The sequence below is a fragment of the Bacillus cereus group sp. BfR-BA-01523 genome (assembly GCF_022662615.1).
Lineage (GTDB): Bacteria > Bacillota > Bacilli > Bacillales > Bacillaceae_G > Bacillus_A > Bacillus_A mycoides.
In genome coordinates, this window is the sequence record NZ_JAKUDX010000001.1 from 39536 (window position 1) to 59176 (window position 19641).

The following is a 19641-nucleotide window of genomic DNA, read 5'->3' on the forward strand; positions in this document are numbered from 1 at the left end:
AGTTGATTGAAAAATGAATCATATACGAATGGAACATTTATGGCTATATAAAAAAGTGGGGTGCTTCAATTTGAAAACGCTATTTTATTACAATTGGCAAGTAAGAGATGATTGGTTTAAATGGTGTGAACAACTTACAGAGGAAGAATTGCTTCGCAAACGTGTTGGAGGTGTTGGGAGTATTTTAGAAACACTTTTCCATATTGTAGATGTTGAGTATAGCTGGGTTAGTGCACTTCAAGAAAAAGAGGATAACGAACCACAGTTTAAAGATTATCAATCAATCAAAAAAGTGAAAGCGCTATCTGATTCATATCGACGAGAATTAGAAGAGTTTTTGCAAATATGGTCTGGTGACCTAGAATATAAGATATTAAAAGCTTCGTGGACAGACAAAATATATACATACGGAGAAGTGTTACGACATGTAATTGTGCATGAAATTCATCACATTGGCCAGCTATCTATATGGGCGAGAGAACTAAATCTTCAGCCTGTTTCAGCAAATTTAATTGGAAGGGGATTATAAATTTAGAGGCCGACTTGCATTTGTATTGCAAGTCGGTTTTTATATTAAAGAGAATTTTTAATTAAAATCCTCGGCTTTTTTTTGACGTATATATAAAAACATTAAGATTGTAATGATGAAAAAGATCATAATCGTTTGTATGATTAAATTTTTAAACTGAAACAATATTGTCCAAGATGTAACAGCATCTTTAAAAGCTTGGAGTGCAGAGTACGAGGAAGGATCAAAACCGTACTGAAGTAACTTTTTTGTTTCAATAAAAGTACTGTTTTCATCACCGGCGTCTAATATTACTGAAATAAGTCTAGTATCTCCTCGTGTGGCTGTACTGACAAAACTATAATTACCATTAGTTGAAAAACTAGTTTGTAAGCCGTCAACACCTTGGAGTTTAATGTTTTTATTAAGGGAATATATCATTTTATTTGTATTGAAAACTTTTGAATCTTTGAAGGTAAATTGGTAAGAGGTTAGTTTCGTAACATTCAATACATCTGGAAAGTCTTTTACTAATTGTGTTGCTAGCTTAGCGACGTCTATCGATGTTGTAGTTGATTGTTTATTCGTATCGTTATTAATTCCAGTAGCATTTAGAAACGGGGATGGTTGTGATAACTTTAGTTGTTTTGCTTTGTCATTCATTAAAAGTGTAAAGTTATCTTCGTTTCCAGCAATATGTTCTGCAAGGGCAAGTGCGGAACGATTATTCCCTGTCAAAAACAATGCATGAAGTAAATCACGAACCGTCGTTTTATCTTTCGAAGTTACTTGTATAGGACTCGTTTCTGCTCGGAAAACTTCGTTACTTATTTTTACTAATTCATCTAACTGTATTTTCCCTTCATTCAGTTGTTCCAGTGCGATATACTCTGTCATTAATTTAGATAAAGTAGCTGATTGTATAGGAGTTTCTTCATTTTTTTTATAAACAATCTCACCAGAATTAGTATCTATTAAAATAGCTGATTTAGCTTGAATAATTGGACCATTTACATAAAGATAAAAATATAAAACGATAAGTGCAGTAATAAGAAAAGATAATAATAAAACTGTTATTTTTTTCAAGAATTGCATTAGCGATCCTCCTAATATTACATCAATAATATTATTGTAAAAAGGAATGCTTAATTAGGAAGAAAGAAAAGGTAAAGAATTTCTAAAGAATTATAAAGGATTATTAAATTTGGATATTAATGGAATATAAAAGGTTCAATTTCTTATATGATAAAAAATTGAACCTATAAATATGTGGTATTAAGCTTTATAAGGGAGTAATTTTACAGTGAAAGTTGTTTTTTTATCATCGCTATATACTTCAATTGTTCCTTTATGCAATTCAACAATACTTTTTGCAATTGCTAATCCGAGCCCAGATCCACCAGTGTTTGTTGAACGTGATTTTTCAACACGATAAAAACGTTCAAAAATATGAGGTAAATCAGTACTAGGGATAGGTTGTCCGTAATTTGCTATATCAATTGTAATCATGTTATTGCTTTCGTAAGCGGTAATATCAATATGATCTCCATCATTTCCATAAGTAATAGCGTTTATGATTAGATTTTCAAACACACGTACTAATTTATCCCCATCAGCTAGTACCATTAGCTTTTGAGATGGGAAAGAAGGGCGACATTCAATATTAGCTTCTTGAAGCTGTATCCGAAATTGGACAGTTAATTGTCCAAGCAATTCTACAATATCAATGGGAGCAGAATATAAACTTAACTCTTTATTTTGAACACGTGTATATTCAAACAAGTCATTCATTAATGCATTAAGACGGGTTACTTTATCGTAAATGACTTGAATATAGTATCGTAATTCTACTTCATCTCTATAATTATCATGATGGATTAAATTTACGTATCCAACTATAGATGTAAGAGGGGTTCGTAAATCATGTGATACATTTGTAATAAGTTCGCTTTTTGCTTGTTCTGCCTGTCTTTCTTCATCAATTGATACTTTTAATTGCTCAATAATTTGATTGACCCCAGTTGCCAGTTCTTCTAAATAATTATGGTGTACGATGGAAACTTTATGATTAAAGTTTCCACTTGCAATATACCGAATCTCTTCAATCATTTTTTTTATACAAGTTTCATAGTAAACCTTTCTTTCATGACGATAAAAAATGTATAAATAGGATGAGAAAATAGAAAATAAAAACAAATAAGATACAATCATCATCCATAAAGACTCTTTTAATCCAATATATTTTTCATGGCCAAAAATTCTAATGAATTCTTTTCCTAGTTCGCTTAGAGTAAGTGAACTCTCAATTACACTCGTTACGAGGCGAAATATAATTAATTCGGTAATTGGTGTAAGAGTGATAGCTAATAAAAGCCAAAAAATAAGCTTCCACTTTGGTATATCTTTTAATATATCAAATGCTTCATTTCTCAATTTTATATCCTACTCCCCAAACCGTATGAATTAGTTTTTCACCATTCATTACGGTTTCAAGTTTATCGCGTAAATTACTAATATGGACCATTACCGTTTTATTAGAACCATAACCGTCTTCATTCCAAACTCGTTCGAATATCTCTTCAGAGCTAAATACTCTTCCAGTATTACTCGCTAGTAAATATAAAATATCAAATTCGATAGAGGTGAGTTTAATATATTCTCCATTTACTTTAACAGTATGATTATGTTTATGTATTTCAACAGAACGAATACGAATAATACCATCTTCATTCTTTTGGGAAGTAGCATTTTGGAAAGAGGATCTTCGTAATAAAGCTTTCACTCTAGCCACTAATTCTAGTGGATTAAACGGTTTAATCATATAATCATCTGCGCCGGTCATAAGTCCTAAAATTTTATCCATATCTTCAGCCTTTGCACTAAGCATAAGGATAGGTACAGTATTATTTTCACGCACTTCTTGACAAACTTCCAATCCGTTTCGTTTTGGCATCATAATATCTAAAAGCATAAGGTCAACTTCATATGTACATATCATTTGTAATGCTTCATCACCATCATAAGCTTTATAAATGTTATAGCCTTCATTTCGTAAATAAACAGCCAGTAATTCTACAATATCTTTATCATCATCAATAATTAATATGTTTTTATTCATTTTATAGTTAGTTCCTTTCCTTACAATTAATCAACATTACTATAATATCAAACATTTATGTATTTTGTAGTAATGTTTCTACATAAAATTTCATGTATCGTATTAAAAAGGAATTAAAACATTCATAACGAATATAAAATAAGAAAGATATTTAAACTCCACATTATACTGAAAGATAGTTATAAGGGGGACTTGCTATGTTATATAATGATATATATTCATTTACTCCAACTGGAAAAATAGAAAATGATATTAAAGCTTTTCTATTAAAATACAATAAAGAATTTACATATAAACATTCAATTCGTGTGGCAAATGAGGCGAGAAAAATTGCGAAAATATTTTATGAAGATGAAGAAAAAGCAGCGATTGCAGGGTGTTTACATGATATTAGTGCAATCTTTCCGAATGAGGAGCGGATTGCAGTTGCTGAAGAATTTGGCATAGAAATATTACAAGAAGAACGAGAATTTCCAATGATTATTCACCAAAAATTATCGAGAGTAATTGCAAAAGAGGTATTTAAAGTAGAAGATAAAGAAGTTTTAAATGCTATCTGTTGCCACACTTCGTTGCATAAGCATGCAACGAAGATGGATTTAGTATTATTTATTGCTGATAAATTAGAATGGGATCAAATAGGGAGACCGTCATATTTAATTGAGGTAAAAAAAGGATTGGAAAAATCTTTGGAACATGCTGCTTTTGTATATATTTCATATTTGTGGGAAAGAAAAGATACATTAAAAGTCATACATCCGTGGCTAGAAGAAGCATATTGGCATTTAAAAGAAATTGTAGAGTAGAAAGGGTATGAAAATGCAATTTAAAGAATATATGAATCAAACATTTCCAGGAGTTACGTTAGTACCGTACATATACTCTCAGTGGGAAAATCATCTTCATTTTGATTTTGGGAAAGATAAATATCAATTCAAAGAAGATGGTAACACGTATAATATGGAATATTTCACACAACTATATAGGTATAATAAAAATCTATTTAAAGATATATTTTCAAAAGAAGATACCGTCTTTTTAATCACAAATGTTTATCGATTTAAACAGGAAAATATAAAAAATCTGCAGAAAATAAATGTATACAATAGATTTATTAAAAAGAGCGGTTTAAAGTTTCATATTAGACAAGAAACATTACCTTTTCTATTTGAAGATGAAGAAGCTGACTTATATTGTACATATCAATTTTCTTTAAAATGTCTTGCTGAAGATATTAAATATGAACCGCTTATTCAAGCAGCTAATCATGAAGATTTCCCTGACCTACGTCCACGTCTAGGGCGAAAAAAAGAAATTTCATATCCAGATGTATTTTTTATAAATGTAACAAAGGATATTATCATGTTTATTTATGATGATAGAGGATGTGAAGTAATTGCGAAGAATAAAGAAAAGATACGGGATTTATATGTGAAGTATAAAGAGTGGATACCAGAATATGAACGAGAGAGTATAGATGACTTATTTACATGAAAATAGGAGGAAGTGAAGTGTGTAATGAAAAGGATCGCAATTGTATCTGCATGGGAACCAGAGCTTACGTATTTGCATCAACATTATCCAAGTGAGCGTGTAGAAAAAATAGCAGCTTGGGAATTTCATTTTCATTCTATTAATGAATTAGAAGTTATTTCAGTTGTAACTGGTGTCGGTAAAGTAAGTTGTGCTAGTTGTGTACAACTATTAATAAGTGAATTCCAGCCAGACCAGTTATTTATGACAGGGATTTGCGGGAGTTTATCAGATAAGGTGAAAAATGGACACATCGTTGTAGCTCTTAATACTTTGCAGCATGATGTTACAGCGGCTGGTTCAGGAGAAGATAGTTTTAATCTATATGATGGTAGAACAGCACCTATTGAAACAACTAAATCACTCGTAAAGCGAATGAAGAAATTGCGTTCGTATGACCCGGTCCATTTTGGTACATTTCTATCTGGAGATCAACGTATTCGAAGTTCAGAAATGAGGTATTTACTTCATACTGTATACGGTGCTTTAGCCGTTGATCAAGAAGTGGCAGCATTTGCTTATGTATGTCGTGTAAATAACAAACCATTTCTATGTTTAAAAGCTGCCTCAGATCAAGCGAATGACAAAACGAAAGAAGAACAAAAGGTTTTTAAAATGTTAGCATGTGAACGAGCATGTGAGCATTTAATTACTTTTTTACGTGTTTATGAGATTACTGTAGTTAACAATGTATAGTAAGAGGAGTATAGTGATGAAAGCTACAAATAAAATAGCGATTCTTGGTGCGAATGGAAAAGTCGGAAAATACCTCGTAAATCAAGTGTTAGAAAAGGGCTATCAAGTACGAATATTAACGAGAAATTCTAAAAATATGACGATAACTAATGAAAATATAGAGACTATCAGTGGGGATGCCCGCGATTTTTCAGTCATACAGGAATTACTTCAAGGGTGTAAAGCTGTGATTAATGCGGTGGGTCAGCCGAAAAATGAACCTTATATTTTTAGTACAGTTACGAAGCATATTTTAAAAGTAATGAAGGAATATGAAATGAAGCGCTATATTCTTATTTCTGGAGGATCCTTAAATGTAAAAGGGGATCAGAAGGGAATTACAAATAAAATAGGGGCTAATTTGTTTCAATTATTTCTTCCAAAGATGATGCAGGATAAATATAAAGAATTGCAAATTATACAAAGTAGTGAAGTAGATTGGACAATTGTTAGATTACCCTTTGTTATAGAAGGAAATGGTACTGGTGATATTAAAGAGAGTTTAGTAGATATGCCAGGAATCAAAATTCAAAATGGGGATATTGCACCGTTTGTAGTAAAACAAATTAATAGTGAAAGATATATAGGAAAGTGTCCGCTCATTTCAAATTAAGAGATATCGTTAAAAATTCAAGAATAATGGATATAGTGGTAATAGTTTATTTCATGTGTTTGAATGTTGAGTTTAATACAAGTAAGTGGAGGATAATTCTATATGATTCAATATAAAAGGTGTAATGAAGTAAATATTGATTTAGTATATGAAGCGTTTAAAGATGGTTTTTCTGATTATATTATTAAAATGGAAGTTTCAAAAGAGGATTTTGTACAACGGTTTTTGGGACCAGAAGGTAACTCGCTAGAACACTCCTTTATTGCGTTAGACGGTGACAAATCTGTTGGTGTAATACTTGGTGGTATTAAGGTATATGAAAGTATAAAAACAATGCGCTGCGGAACATTAGCTGTTCATCCAGAATTTCGAGGCATTGGTGTAAGTCAAAAGTTATTTGAGTTACATAAAGAAGAAGCGACACAAAATAAATGTAAGCAGCTTTTTCTTGAAGTTATTGTAGGAAACGATCGGGCGATTCATTTTTATAACAAATTAGGTTATGAAAAAGTATATGATCTTTCTTATTATAATTTAAATGATTTAACTAAAATAATGAATAAAGATAATAAAAAGATTGAAGTAAAACAATTAGAATTTCCGACATTTAAAGTTGAGATTCAGAAATGGCTAAACTTCCATATAAATTGGCAAAATGATATTGATTATATCGAAAAAACAAATCATACATTTTACGGTGCATATGTTGATAGTGATATAAAAGGTTCTGTATGTGTAAATGAACAAGGAAAAATTAGTTTTATTTTCATAGACAAAGACTATAGAAATATTGGTGTTGGGACGAAATTATTACAGGTAGCAAGTGAAGAATTAAAGTTATCAAGTTTATCAATTGGGTTCCCAAACAACAATTTACTGGAAGGGTTTTTAAAGAAATCTGGATTTGAAAAGAATTCTTTAGCACAATATGAAATGTATTTATTGCTATAAAAAGCGGAGGGAATTATTCTTTTCGCTTTTTATTTTGCACTATAACGTTTTTGCTGTATGTGGGAGGAAAAGTAAAAATAACAGAAGTTTTGTTACCTATCTTATTGAGCTAACTGGCACTTTAGTTGAAAAAGGAAAATGTATAGTAAACATAGAATATATTAATACATTAAAAGATTTATGAGGTGAAAGTGATGGCAATTAAGCAAGACGAAATTAAAGTAGTAGTCGGAGCTGGAGTATTTAATAATAATCCAGGTTGGGTTCAAACGCAAGAAGATGAACTTAATTTACTAGACAATACCACTTGGGAAGAAAGATTTGAATACAATTCCATTTCAGCTATTTTAGTAGAGCATGTATGGGAACATCTTACTTTTGAAGAAGGTGTAAAAGCAGCTGAAATTTGCTATAAATTTTTAAAGCCATCAGGTCATATTCGGTGCGGAGTGCCTGATGCATTTTTCCGAGATGAAACATATCAAAATATAGTTCAAATAGGCAGCCCTGGCCCGAAAGACCATCCAGCTGCAAGCCATAAAATCGTACATAATTATAAAACATTAACGAAAATGTTTGAAATTGCTGGATTTGAGGTAGTTTTACTTGAATATTGTGATGAAAATGGTCAATTTTATTACACAGAATGGGATGCGAATGACGGCGTTATTTTCCGTTCGAAAAGGTATGATTCTAGAAATAGAGGCGATAAACTTGGTTTTCCATCGCTAATTGTTGACGCGATTAAAAGGTAAGTCATTCACCTAAAATAGGTGTTAGTTCTATCAGTTCATGAGTCGCAAATGCGGCTTTTTTTATTTGTTTTGTAAACCTACGTTTAGCAAGGAATTAGACATACATAATAAGTGATTTTGAACGTTACATAACTTGATTTGAATACTATATTAGCTCTTATTAACACCATTTATCTTAAAGAAAATTGCTTTTAAATATTTAATGGAAATGTCATATAAAGTAAATAAATCAACGTTTTCTCATGTTGAATTTTTTTGCGGAAATGTTGAGGTACGCCTATTGTAATAAACACATGGAGAGAATATATAATAAATCAATCAATGTTCAAGATACCATTCACACATTAAATTAATATTTCATTGCCATAGAGATTTCTTTTATACATAAATTCGTGTAAAATAAAACAGGAACATACATTCTGTACAAGAGTAGGAGGAAATAAATATGTTAGCTCAAATAGAGAAACAAACTGATGGCTATATTATAAAATTTGAACGCCAATTTCCCAATACAATAGAGGAAGTTTGGTCTGTTTTAACTGAAAACAGCAAGCTTAAAAAATGGATGTCTAATTTACAGATTGAAAACCTTAAAACAGGTGGAATTATAAAGTTCGACATGATGGATGGTTCATTTTTAAATATTGATATTTTAGAGTGCCAACTAAATTCAGTACTTGAATTCACATGGGATAAAGATCGTGTCCGATTTGAAATACATAAAGAGAAAAATGGTGCTCTTTTACTACTTAAAGAATACATTCATGAATTAACTGATCATACACCAAAAGATATAGCTGGTTGGCATATTTGTCTTGACCTTTTTTCTTCAGTTTTAGAAGAGGAAGAGAAGGAATTTTCTAAAAACGAATGGCAACAATGGTTCGAAAAATACAAGGATAAGATTCAAGAAGTGAGAGGATAAATTGTATAATAGGTAATATTCATTATGTAATTATTATATTGTAAAAATGATTTTGTGGAAAAATAAGAATAGAGGTTAATATGAAAGTAAATCAATTAATTGCTAATAACATAAATAAACTTGATACTGTTATTCCATTTAATAAATCACTTGGTATTGCTGGTTTATCTGGATCTGGAAAAACAACTCTTTGTCAAACAATTGGTGAAGAATCAAAGAAGCGTCTAGTTTCCTTATTGCCAAAGGCTGAATATCAATATTTATTTCCTAATATTATGGAAACTAATTTTAGTGCAATTAAAATGGAAAAAATGCCTTTAGTACTTTTTTTAGGGAAATCATCAATTTCTTCCAATCCGCGTTCGACGATTGGTACTCATACAGGTGTTTTTAAAGAGATTCGTGAAAAATTAGCGAGAAAATTTAATCTTTCTCCTGAAGTCTTTTCATTTAATAATCAATTAGGTTGGTGTGCTGGCTGTAAAGGGCGTGGTACTACTAAAAATATTGAGTGTAAAAAATGTAAGGGGAAACGTTATAGTGAAGAAGTTGAACAACGTACTATTGAGTTATTTGCTAAATCACATACAATTTCGGATATTAACGATTTAAGTGTTGAATCTATTCTTTCATTAGCAGAAGAATTAAATATTAGTGAAGCAAAACAACATATATTGCAAAATATTATCAATATGAACATTGGTTATTTAACATTAAATCGAATTATGGGTACGTTGTCAGGTGGAGAATTAACACGACTTTACTTAGCTGAATTCATGGCAGTTAGTGAAAATACTGTAATTATTATTGATGAGATTTCAGTTGGACTTGATAATGAAACATTATTACAAATATTAGAAGAAATCAAGCAATTAGGATGTAAAAATCAAATCTGGCTCATTGATCATTCAGATACAGTACTGGATACAACAGATGAGCAATTGTTCTTCGGACCTGGTAGCGGAAAATATGGTGGACAAATCGTGAAAGAATCACCAAGACCAAAACCAATACTATCGGAACGAAATTACGAAATGCCAACAGAATATTATACATTCCATGAATTATATTGCCGAAATATCCAAATGACTGAGTTTCAGATTCCTAAAAATAGACTTGTAACTGTTACGGGAGAGTCTGGATGCGGGAAATCTACACTTGTCAATGAGTGTTTAGCTACAGATTTCTTGAAACGATATCCAAAAGATAAACTAGTTATGGTAGGGCAAGATCGAAACCAATCGATTACAAGTCGATCAACTGTAGCAACTTTCTTAGATATTAAAAAGAAATTGACAAAGTATAGTGAAGAAATTGATGATATTTTTGAGCGCTCAATTGAGGATATTATTGATGAAATTCCAAACGAAGATATTGCGTATAAACGCTTGAGCCTACTAATCAAATTAGGACTGGGCTATTTAACATTAGAACGAAAAACACAAACATTATCAACGGGTGAGTTTCAATGTGTTCATTTAGTTTCTGAGTTATTTGCAAAAACAAGAAATCCACATACATTGTTTATTTTTGATGAGCCTTCAAAAGGTTTATCGCAAAATATTTTAAATCAATTTATAGATAGTGTTAGAGGGATATTACAAGATGAATCAGTCTCTATCATAATGATTGAGCATAACAGTTACATGCTAGAAAGTTCTGATTATATTGTCGATTTTGGAAAAAGACAGCTTGAATCTATAGAGCATCTTGATGTAGTAAGTCATGAGGATTATTATCGTCAAAAAAGAAGTGTGAATAATGCTGAACAAGTACACATTTCTTCAACGCTAAAGCGTAAAGAAGGAGTTCACTATTTAAAAGAAAATCATATTAACTATTTTAAAAATGCTGAAAACGTTTATAAGGGTGGTATTTTAAAAAGCTTATCATCAATGGCACGATTAATTTATGGTGAATATGAATCTGATACAATGGCACCTGTTGTTGCTATTGATCTCGAAAGACATTTGTATAGTCAATATAGTTTCTTATATGAAATTGGTGGATTGATCAATCATATTGTAGCTGCTCATCCGACTAATAAAGATACGAGAAGCTTCGATTTCTATTCTCAGGATAATCATTGCCCATCATGTTCTGGACGTCTTCAAATTGAAGTTTTTGATAAAGAAATTACAATTCAAGATAAAAATGTTCCATTTTGGGATAGTCTATTCGATCCGGAAATCATGAAAGTATTAAAATTTTATCAATATGAAAAAATAGAATTTCTATTTGAAGAAATTAAAAATGAGCTTGGTCATGATTTGTCAAAGAGCTATAATGATATGTCTGAGGAAGAAAAACATACATTTTGGTACGGCTATTTTGATAAGTCCTTTTATGATAAGAAAGGAAAGACACGTAGAACATGGGTAGGATTTAATACGATTATTGGCGGGTATATTGTTATTTCAAAAGCAGCTATTAAAGAAGATATTAAGACTTCTAAAGAAATGATGAAATGTCCAATTTGTAAGGGAACTTTATTAAATCACCACAAACCACTTAATTTTGGAGATACAGATATTCGTGAAATTATTAATCAGCCGCTTAACGAAGTATTAAAAATTGTAGGAGATTTGCCTGTACTCGTCAAATTGAAATCTATCGTAGGTGACGATATGATTATGACAGAAGATGTTTCTTTATTACCTAGAAATATACAAGTCGCACTGAAAATGTTTGAATTAGAACAAGCAAGCTTTTCAAATTATGAAATGGTGTTACAAAATGTTTTACCATTCTGGGATGAAATAAAAGGAAATATAGAATCCATTTTCTTCAACAATCAAGTAACTATTTGTGATTTTCCTAATATTTATGAAACAAGAGAAACCATTATAGATAAGTATTTCACAAATGGTAAATATAAAAAACTAACATATGTATACGAAGCATTTGGTTACAAAAAATTAGTTACCCAAATTAATAAAATTAAAAAAAGCAACCCGTGTCCATTCTGTAACGGAAAGAAAGTTATAACCGAAGATAATCTACATGATGGCGTGTTTAAATTAACAATTCCATGTATAACTTGTAATGCAAGTGGTATTAACGATGAAGGACTTAAAGAAATTGTTGATGGAATAGATGTGCAAACATGGTTAACTGGAAAGGTTAGTGATGTTGTGGATGTAAGCTTACGAACTGAGGATGTTGCAGACATTCTAATATTTAATCGAATTCGTGAGTTGAATAAGCGAGAAATGATGGCGGTTTATGAATGTCTTGAGAAAAATAATTAAATTAAGAAGAATAAAAAATAGTGGTTAGTTAGGGATTAAAAACTCATTTGCAATAATCTGCAAATGAGTTTTTATGTTGAAGAAGAGTTTCTTTAAACGTGTTAAGGTAGATAAATAATAGAGCAAGAAAAATCTATTTGTAATACCAATATAAATTATTCTTAAATTTTAAACTGAAAGGTATTACAGGTTGGCATTTATGTTTAAGTTTTGTTAGTCTTTCTAAGATATAAATACATTTATCTGCGATAGTTAGTTTTAAATCGTTAATTATGATCATTTATTATATAATTATTGACGTATAAAAATGTTTTTTGGGGATAATAATTTAGGTTATTTGGATAATAACAAAAGGAATATGCTACTTTTTTAGTGATAGTATAATTATTAGAATTTTTAAATTTAACAGAAATATATACTTGAATGAAGTATATATTTCTGTTAAATTTATCCTATGGATAGAACAAGTTTAATTAAAGGGAATTTAGAAATGTGTGTATTGTCTATTTTGTCTACAAAGAAAAGTTATGGTTATGAAATTATGAAAGAACTTGAAGTACATAATTTAAAATTGAAAGGAGTAGGAAGCATTTATCCCATTTTAACTAAACTGAAAAATCAAGAGTGGGTTAATACTTATCAAGAAGTAACAGACAGTGGTAAAGTTAGGATTTATTACGAAATTAATGAAAATGGAAAATTGCGTCTTGAGAAGAAAGTTAATGAATGGTTAGAGTTGCAATCTGATATTAAAATATTATTAAAGAGTGGTTTGAAAGGAGACCTTCTGAAATGAGGAGTGAATTAAAAGATAAAGAACAGCAATTTTTAACAGGCGTACTTAAGGAATTAAAGCAATATGATATAAGTTTAGAAGAAAGGGAAAATATTAAACAACAAATTTTAGAGCATATCCAAGAATATCGTGAACATGGTGAGGAAAGTATAAATGACCTAGGAACGCCTCAATTATTTGTTCAAGACTTTTTGGAGATAAATGAAATTGATCTGCGAGTGAAAATGAAACAACTTCAAAATATAAATAAAAAATCTAATACATTAATCATAATTGGCATATTTGTCGCATTTATTACATACCTCATTTCACAAACTACACTTTCGATATTTTTAACTGAATCCCTTAATCCAACCAACAGTGAAAATAACTTTAATTTTAATCTTTTATATCGAATAGCAGAAAATCAATGGTGGAACTCTATATTAATAATGATTAGTTTAATGGTTTCTTTATTAATATCTATAATTTTAGTAATTTATAAAAAAAGAAAGTTATCCGAAGTACATTAAGATGAAGATATCGAAATATAAATTGTTTCTAATTTGTATAGTTTGTAATGTATTAATGTTATGTATTGCACATTCAAAAGTTTACGCTCAGCAAAATATTAGAGTTACTTTAGATATTTATATTGAAAAATTTTTAAAGGAACATAAAATTCCAGGAGCTTCAGTAGCTATTGTACATAATAGAGATGTATTTTACACAAAATTATGGGGGGTTACTGGAGAATCTGAAAAAAAGATAACTAGTAAAACACCATTTGCAATTGGATCAATAAGTAAATCTTTAACTGGTCTAGCTATAGTGAAGTTAATAGAAAATAAAAAAATAAATTTAGAGGATTCAGTTCAACAACATCTTCCTTGGTTTAAAGTAAAAGATAATCAATCGGCCTCAAATATAACAATCCAACATCTACTAACACATTCAAGTGGAATGAGTACCTATGAAGGTTTAGTATTATCAGATAAGCAATCAAAGACTACTACGGCTATAAAAGAAAATGTAATGAAACTGTCGAATGTAACATTAACTGCTCCCCTAGGACAAAAATATCAATATAGTAATGCAAATTATCTCGTTCTTGGTGCACTTATTGAGGAAGTTTCAAAAGAGACATATTCTACTTATATGGAGAAGCAAATTTTTCAGCCATTAAGAATGAATGGTGCAGCAGCAAATAGTGAAGAGTCTTATAAAAAGGGTTATTTAACAGGTTATCAATCATGGTTTGGAATACCAAGAAAAAGTACGGTGTCGTATGATAATGGTGGGACACCATATGGATATATTACAGCAAATCTAGAAGATATGATTCAATTCATTAAGTTTTTGAATCAGCAAGAGCATACACAATTTTTAAATAAAGATAGTATGGATCTTTATTTATCTCCATTATATAAAATAGATTCAGCGAAATATTATGGTTTTGGACTGAGGACAACAAATATAAATGGAAACGAAAAGATGGTTTGGCATTCAGGCTCAACTCCTGATTCACATGCAGAAATATTTATTTTAAATGAAACTGGCTGGGGTGTTGTGATTTTAACGAATAAAAATCATGTTTTAGAAGAAGCATCACTACCAGAATTTTAAAAAGGGATTATTAATATTTTGAATGGTGAAGAACCGGTTGATATACCAAAAAATATACCAATAGTTCAAATTATTATGTCAATATTAATATTCTCACTTTTTATTACAGCAATTATGTTAATAATAAAGTATAAACGTAAGAAAATTTGTAAAAAAATGACCTGGATTTTTCTAGGGAGTTTATTTCTAATATTATCTATTACTTTAATTCCACTTCTTATTTATAGTACAAATTCACCGTGGCAGACGATTAAAATGTTTTCTGCAGATGTAGCGTTGCTCATTAGTATTATAGTTACTTTATTGAATATAAATGGATTAATATCAATATATATTGCGTTGAAAAGTGAATTGGTAAATAAGTCGTAAGAGTTTTTAATTATATAAATATAATACATTAAATAATTGTATAAACTGTTATAAATAGTTGACTCTCACACAATGTCATTGTTTAAGCTTAAGTTGAGCTTCGAATAATTGTAATAAATAGGAGGAACTAATGTTCAAAATAGGAGATTTTTCAAAACTTTCTTCCATTAGCATACGTATGTTGAGACATTACGATAAAGTGGAATTATTACAACCAGTAAAAGTCGATGAGCAAAGTGGTTATCGATTTTATTCAGCAGCCCAATTAAAGAAAGTAAATCAAATTCAAGTGTTAAAAGATATGGGATTTAATATTGCCACTATTAAAGAATTAGTAGAGAGTGAAAATATTGAAGTAATAAAATCACAATTTGAAAATCGTAGTGCTCGAGTAAAGGAAGAAATGGACAATCTCAAAAAACAATTACGTCTCCTCGAAGACTCAATGAAAACGATGAGAGAGGATGTTATTGAAATGAACTATCATGTTTCATTAAAAGAAATTCCAGAAAGAAATGTAGCAAGTGTTAGAAAGGTTATTCCATCGTATAATTGCGAAGGGGATTTATGGAGTATATTGATGCAAAAAATTAATGTTAAAAATATTAGTATAGCTAATCCGAGTTATAGTATTGCTACATTCCATGATCAAGAATATAAGGAAAATGATGTGGATGTAGAAATACAGATAAATATTTTAGGGGAGCATGAAAATACAAAAGATGTTAATTTCAAAAAGATAGATCCATCCTATGTAGCTTCAATAACAGTTAACGGAAGTTATGAACAAATGACAGCTGTAAATGAGGCGGCAGCAAAATGGATTGAAACGGAAGGTTATGAATTAGCCGGACCGATGTTTAATATTTATCACGTTAGTCCAGCGATGGAATCAGATCCTAATAAGTGGGTTACAGAGGTTTGTTATCCGATAAACAAATAAACAATAAAGTAAAAAAGGTATCGTATATGCCTTTTTTACTTTATTTCCATCTGAAAATATTTAGCACAAAGGACTCGTTGATTAACAATAATAGCCTCCTTAATACTAGTTAATCTAAGGAGGCATTGAATTGTTATAAATTAATGATATGTGTATCCTCCATCAGGAAATAATACATTACCTGTAGTAAAATCATTTTGCATTAAATACAGGACAGTATGTGCAATTTCATCATTATACCCAGGTCTCTGTACAAGAGAAAGAGATTTATAATCTTCATAAGCAGCTAGTCTTTTCTCATTTTGTTCATTCTCTCTTCGTATCGTTCCAGGAGAAACAACATTAACTCTAATAGGAGCTAATTCAACAGCTAAAGCTTTCCCTAAGCTTTCAATAGCACCATTACAAGCGCCATAAGCAGGTGCACCTTTAAGTGGTCTTTGACTAAATGCACCGGACATTAACACGATAGATCCAGATTTTGAAAGAAAAGGAATCGCATATTTTACGGCGTAATATTGTGGCCAAAACTTTCCGATAAAGCTGCTTTCAGCAATATCATCTGTAGCGGTTATTGGTCCAAGTGTGTAAGAGGCTCCCGGTGTGAATAAATGATCAAAATTCCCAACGGTCTTGAAAAAATCTTGTAATTGCTCTTTATTTTGATTATCCAATACATAAGTTTGAAGATGGTTGTTATTTATTAATTCTCGAGCAACTTTTAATTTTTCTTCCGAGCGTCCTGCAATAATAACATGTGCGCCTTGTTCAATTGCTTGTTTTGCTGTTGCTAATCCAATACCAGAACTCCCGCCAATGATAACGATATGTTTATCTTTTAACACAGTAATAGACATGATTAAACATCTCCCTTAATATAAGATTTAAAATAAGTTGTGTTAATTTTATTATTCGTTAAAAAATGACTACTGAAAAGTACGCACTTTATATGTACTTAGTCGCGAATTTCGTACTAATCGCTTGTTGTATGGATACATAATATAAAAAATTACTGGGGGGAGTGGTGAGGAAAATGAATTTAGAGGATCCGAAATTAAAAGGGGTAATAGCAACATTACAAATAATCGGAGGTAAATGGAAACCACTCATTTTATTTATATTATTAACAGATGGAACGAAACGGTTTGGTGAATTAAAGCGATTAATACCAGACATTTCTCAAGGAACATTAGCGAAGCAGCTTCGTGAATTAGAGCACGATCAACTAATAAAACGCGAAATTTATCAAGAAATACCACCTAAAGTGGAATATAGCTTAACTGAGCATGGAAAAACAGTTAGTACTGTTTTGGATAGTATGTGTGGTTGGGGAAGAGGACATTTAGAATATATCGATAAAAACAAACTATAATATTATTATGCAAACTAAATGTGATGTGTCGAAACATATCGTTTTAATAATTTATATTTTATAATATACAATTAAATAGTGTTATAGGTTATTATATATGGAGTCTTCCAGATGAGGTGATATAGATGAAATGCTGTATCGTTCGAAGTAACTAGTTGTTCGGGGCTGAAAAAATGCGTACCAGATATAAAAGGAGATTTACGAAAATATCAACTTTGAGTCTATTTCGGGGATCATCATAAACATTTAATACATTTTTGCAAAGGGGAAATAATAAAATGAATGAATTAGAGTACAAAAACTTTTATGATAAAGTGGGAAGTGAAAACGGCTGGGATTTTAGTAAGCTAAAATGTGAGACTGTAGGAGACACCTGGGACTTTTATAGTGAAGTGAAAGTAAGATGTAAACTATCACATATTTTACTTGATGTTGGTACAGGTGGAGGAGAAAATGTACTTAACATAGCATCTTCAGCCAAATTATTAATTGGAATAGATAATTCTATTGGAATGATCAAAACAGCACATTCCAATTTGAATAAAGCCGGTGTACAAAACGTTGAATTTCTTCAAATGGATTCTGAAGCTTTAACGTTTCCGCATGCTCATTTTGATATTGCTTCAAGTTGTCATGCGCCGTTTGTAGCATCTGAATTGGCAAAAGTAATAAAAAAAGGTGCTTTTTTCTTAACACAACAAGTTAGCGAACATGATAAATTAAATCTTAAAGAAGCATTTGGTAGAGGGCAATGCTTAGGTGAAAAAGATGGAACGTTAAAAGATAAGTATATGGATGAACTTATTAGTGCAGGATTTGAACTCGTACAAGTACGTGAATATGATGTTACTGATTATTACAGTACTCCTGAGGATCTTATTTTCTTATTAAAACATACGCCTATTATTCCTAGATTTGGAGAAAAAGAAGAGGACTTTAATATTTTACAAAAGTTCATTGACGCTAATAGTTCCGAAAAAGGTATTCGTACGAATTCAAAAAGGTTTATGATTATTGCTGTTAAATCATAGTGTATTTTAACGTAAAAGCTGATTTTCTTTAAAAGAAAATCAGTTTTTTTGTGGGAAAGAATGCAGAGAAAACTGACAGTATAGTAAAAGAAATTCCTGATACTACACATTTGTTACACTGGGATAAACCAGAAGTTGTTATAGAGGAAATAAAAAGTAATTGGAGCTAACATATTCATACTAAAGTTGTAGTTTTTACACGAAAAATCCACCCTTCGGTTTGATTTTATCTATTTATAAGTGTAATACAATAAGAATAGATAATAAGAAACAAGGGGGAATGTAAAGTGATTACACATATATCAGATATAAAACTACAAACGGTTTCTATAGAAGGGGTAAAACAAGTTTATAAAGACATATTATCTTTTCCAATAAAAAAAGAAACCGCATCATATATTCAATTTGAAGTAACACCGTATACAACAATTAGTTTTCAAGAAGTATATGAACCAATTGCACCTGCACATTTCGCCTTTGAGATTCCATATTCAAAATTTCATGAAACAGTAAGATGGCTTGAAGGTTCTGGATTACTCATTGTGAAATGGAAAGATGGTCATACAATTGGTGAGGAGAGCGGTCTATTCAATTTATACTTTAAAGATGGTGATGGAAATCTTCTCGAAATTATCGCACATAGTTATGTTAAAGAAGAGGTATTAGTCCCGCATTCACCGTTAAACATTTTATACGTAAGGGAAATTGGTCTTCCGGTTAAAAGTGTACCTGTATTTACGGAATGGTTGAAATCAAATCTAGACATGAAAACGAAGGAAGATGGGGATATTTTCAACTTTGTTATAGGTGGCACTGCATATATCGTTGCAACCTGGTGGCAGCGACCGTGGATTCCAATCGCGATGAAAGCTTTACCACCGAAAGTACATGTTTCATTTGGAACACCGGATCATGCGTTTTTACAACAAATCCAAAATAAATTTAAGAAAAATGGTGTTCCATTTGAAAGTAAACATACTGAAGTATTGTTTATTCAACAAGGGTATTCATTTTCTGTTTTGCATACACCGGAGTTTCATTCCGATATTCCTAGAAAATTAAACTTACCACTTTCTATATAATTATAGGAGGGGGTAAGTTTTTTTCATTTTCATGAAGAAGGGTTTCAGTATAAT

Annotated in this window: 19 protein-coding genes and 2 pseudogenes; 17 read left to right on the forward strand and 4 right to left on the reverse strand. The window is 30.6% G+C overall.

Annotated elements, in window-relative coordinates:
- Nucleotides 1–70: 70 nt before the first annotated feature.
- A complete protein-coding gene (locus tag MR066_RS00195) occupies nt 71–529 on the forward strand; it encodes a DinB family protein (protein WP_242245544.1) in 459 nt (152 codons plus the stop codon).
- 57 nt (nt 530–586) lie between these two features.
- On the opposite strand, the gene MR066_RS00200 is transcribed toward MR066_RS00195, so the two are convergent.
- The 3 genes from MR066_RS00200 to MR066_RS00210 form a co-directional block, all read right to left on the reverse strand.
- On the reverse strand, nt 587–1603 hold the full coding sequence (locus MR066_RS00200; protein WP_002141854.1) for a D-alanyl-D-alanine carboxypeptidase family protein: 1017 nt from the start codon (nt 1601–1603) through the stop codon (nt 587–589).
- 180 nt (nt 1604–1783) lie between these two features.
- Nucleotides 1784–2941 carry a sensor histidine kinase gene (locus MR066_RS00205; RefSeq protein WP_242245545.1) on the reverse strand — a complete coding sequence of 386 codons (1158 nt, stop codon included), beginning with the start codon at nt 2939–2941 and terminating at the stop codon, nt 1784–1786.
- A complete protein-coding gene (locus MR066_RS00210; protein WP_002016575.1) occupies nt 2931–3626 on the reverse strand; it encodes a response regulator transcription factor in 696 nt (231 codons plus the stop codon). The genes MR066_RS00205 and MR066_RS00210 overlap by 11 nt, the downstream gene beginning before the upstream one ends.
- Nucleotides 3627–3823: 197 nt before the next feature.
- Here MR066_RS00210 and yqeK point away from each other — a divergent pair, with 197 nt between their 5' ends.
- From yqeK to MR066_RS00270, 12 genes and pseudogenes are all read left to right on the forward strand, one after another.
- Nucleotides 3824–4432, forward strand: a complete 609-nt coding sequence (gene yqeK / locus MR066_RS00215; RefSeq protein ID WP_242245546.1) for a bis(5'-nucleosyl)-tetraphosphatase (symmetrical) YqeK — start codon at nt 3824–3826, stop codon at nt 4430–4432.
- Nucleotides 4433–4445: 13 nt separating this feature from the next.
- The gene (locus MR066_RS00220) at nt 4446–5120 is read left to right on the forward strand and encodes a DUF3885 domain-containing protein (protein ID WP_215587936.1); all 675 of its coding nucleotides are present in this window, start codon (nt 4446–4448) and stop codon (nt 5118–5120) included.
- Nucleotides 5121–5144: 24 nt separating this feature from the next.
- Nucleotides 5145–5855, forward strand: coding sequence for a 5'-methylthioadenosine/S-adenosylhomocysteine nucleosidase (gene mtnN, locus MR066_RS00225; RefSeq protein WP_002032255.1), 711 nt, complete (start codon nt 5145–5147; stop codon nt 5853–5855).
- A gap of 16 nt (nt 5856–5871) precedes the next feature.
- Nucleotides 5872–6507, forward strand: a complete 636-nt coding sequence (locus MR066_RS00230) for an SDR family oxidoreductase (RefSeq protein ID WP_242245547.1) — start codon at nt 5872–5874, stop codon at nt 6505–6507.
- Between the two features lie 102 nt (nt 6508–6609).
- Nucleotides 6610–7458, forward strand: coding sequence for a GNAT family N-acetyltransferase (locus MR066_RS00235; protein WP_061675562.1), 849 nt, complete (start codon nt 6610–6612; stop codon nt 7456–7458).
- Nucleotides 7459–7649: 191 nt separating this feature from the next.
- A complete protein-coding gene (locus tag MR066_RS00240; RefSeq protein ID WP_242245548.1) occupies nt 7650–8213 on the forward strand; it encodes a class I SAM-dependent methyltransferase in 564 nt (187 codons plus the stop codon).
- 445 nt (nt 8214–8658) lie between these two features.
- Complete coding sequence (locus MR066_RS00245; RefSeq protein WP_242245549.1) at nt 8659–9138, forward strand: SRPBCC family protein; 480 nt, start codon at nt 8659–8661, stop codon at nt 9136–9138.
- An 80-nt stretch (nt 9139–9218) separates the two neighbouring features.
- Nucleotides 9219–12389, forward strand: a complete 3171-nt coding sequence (locus MR066_RS00250; RefSeq protein ID WP_242245551.1) for an ATP-binding cassette domain-containing protein — start codon at nt 9219–9221, stop codon at nt 12387–12389.
- Between the two features lie 454 nt (nt 12390–12843).
- Nucleotides 12844–13185 carry a PadR family transcriptional regulator gene (locus MR066_RS00255; protein WP_002085418.1) on the forward strand — a complete coding sequence of 114 codons (342 nt, stop codon included), beginning with the start codon at nt 12844–12846 and terminating at the stop codon, nt 13183–13185.
- Nucleotides 13182–13697 (forward strand): DUF1129 domain-containing protein, encoded by a 516-nt coding sequence (locus MR066_RS00260; protein ID WP_242245553.1) that lies wholly within the window; start codon nt 13182–13184, stop codon nt 13695–13697. The genes MR066_RS00255 and MR066_RS00260 overlap by 4 nt, the downstream gene beginning before the upstream one ends.
- A 1-nt stretch (nt 13698) precedes the next feature.
- Nucleotides 13699–15159: pseudogene (locus tag MR066_RS00265) on the forward strand (serine hydrolase domain-containing protein).
- Nucleotides 15160–15289: 130 nt separating this feature from the next.
- Nucleotides 15290–16102 (forward strand): MerR family transcriptional regulator, encoded by an 813-nt coding sequence (locus MR066_RS00270; protein ID WP_098168229.1) that lies wholly within the window; start codon nt 15290–15292, stop codon nt 16100–16102.
- A 140-nt stretch (nt 16103–16242) separates the two neighbouring features.
- Here MR066_RS00270 and MR066_RS00275 read toward each other — a convergent pair whose 3' ends face one another.
- Nucleotides 16243–16959 carry an SDR family oxidoreductase gene (locus tag MR066_RS00275; protein WP_242245554.1) on the reverse strand — a complete coding sequence of 239 codons (717 nt, stop codon included), beginning with the start codon at nt 16957–16959 and terminating at the stop codon, nt 16243–16245.
- 176 nt (nt 16960–17135) lie between these two features.
- Here MR066_RS00275 and MR066_RS00280 point away from each other — a divergent pair, with 176 nt between their 5' ends.
- From MR066_RS00280 to MR066_RS00295, 4 genes and pseudogenes are all read left to right on the forward strand, one after another.
- On the forward strand, nt 17136–17474 hold the full coding sequence (locus tag MR066_RS00280; protein WP_242246086.1) for a winged helix-turn-helix transcriptional regulator: 339 nt from the start codon (nt 17136–17138) through the stop codon (nt 17472–17474).
- A 278-nt stretch (nt 17475–17752) separates the two neighbouring features.
- Entirely contained in the window at nt 17753–18505 is a 753-nt protein-coding gene (locus tag MR066_RS00285; RefSeq protein WP_242245555.1) for a class I SAM-dependent methyltransferase, read from the forward strand.
- A gap of 68 nt (nt 18506–18573) precedes the next feature.
- A pseudogene (locus MR066_RS00290) lies at nt 18574–18675 on the forward strand (alpha/beta hydrolase); the annotation flags it as partial.
- A 117-nt stretch (nt 18676–18792) separates the two neighbouring features.
- The gene (locus tag MR066_RS00295; RefSeq protein ID WP_242245556.1) at nt 18793–19587 is read left to right on the forward strand and encodes a VOC family protein; all 795 of its coding nucleotides are present in this window, start codon (nt 18793–18795) and stop codon (nt 19585–19587) included.
- The last annotated feature ends 54 nt before the right edge of the window (nt 19588–19641 follow it).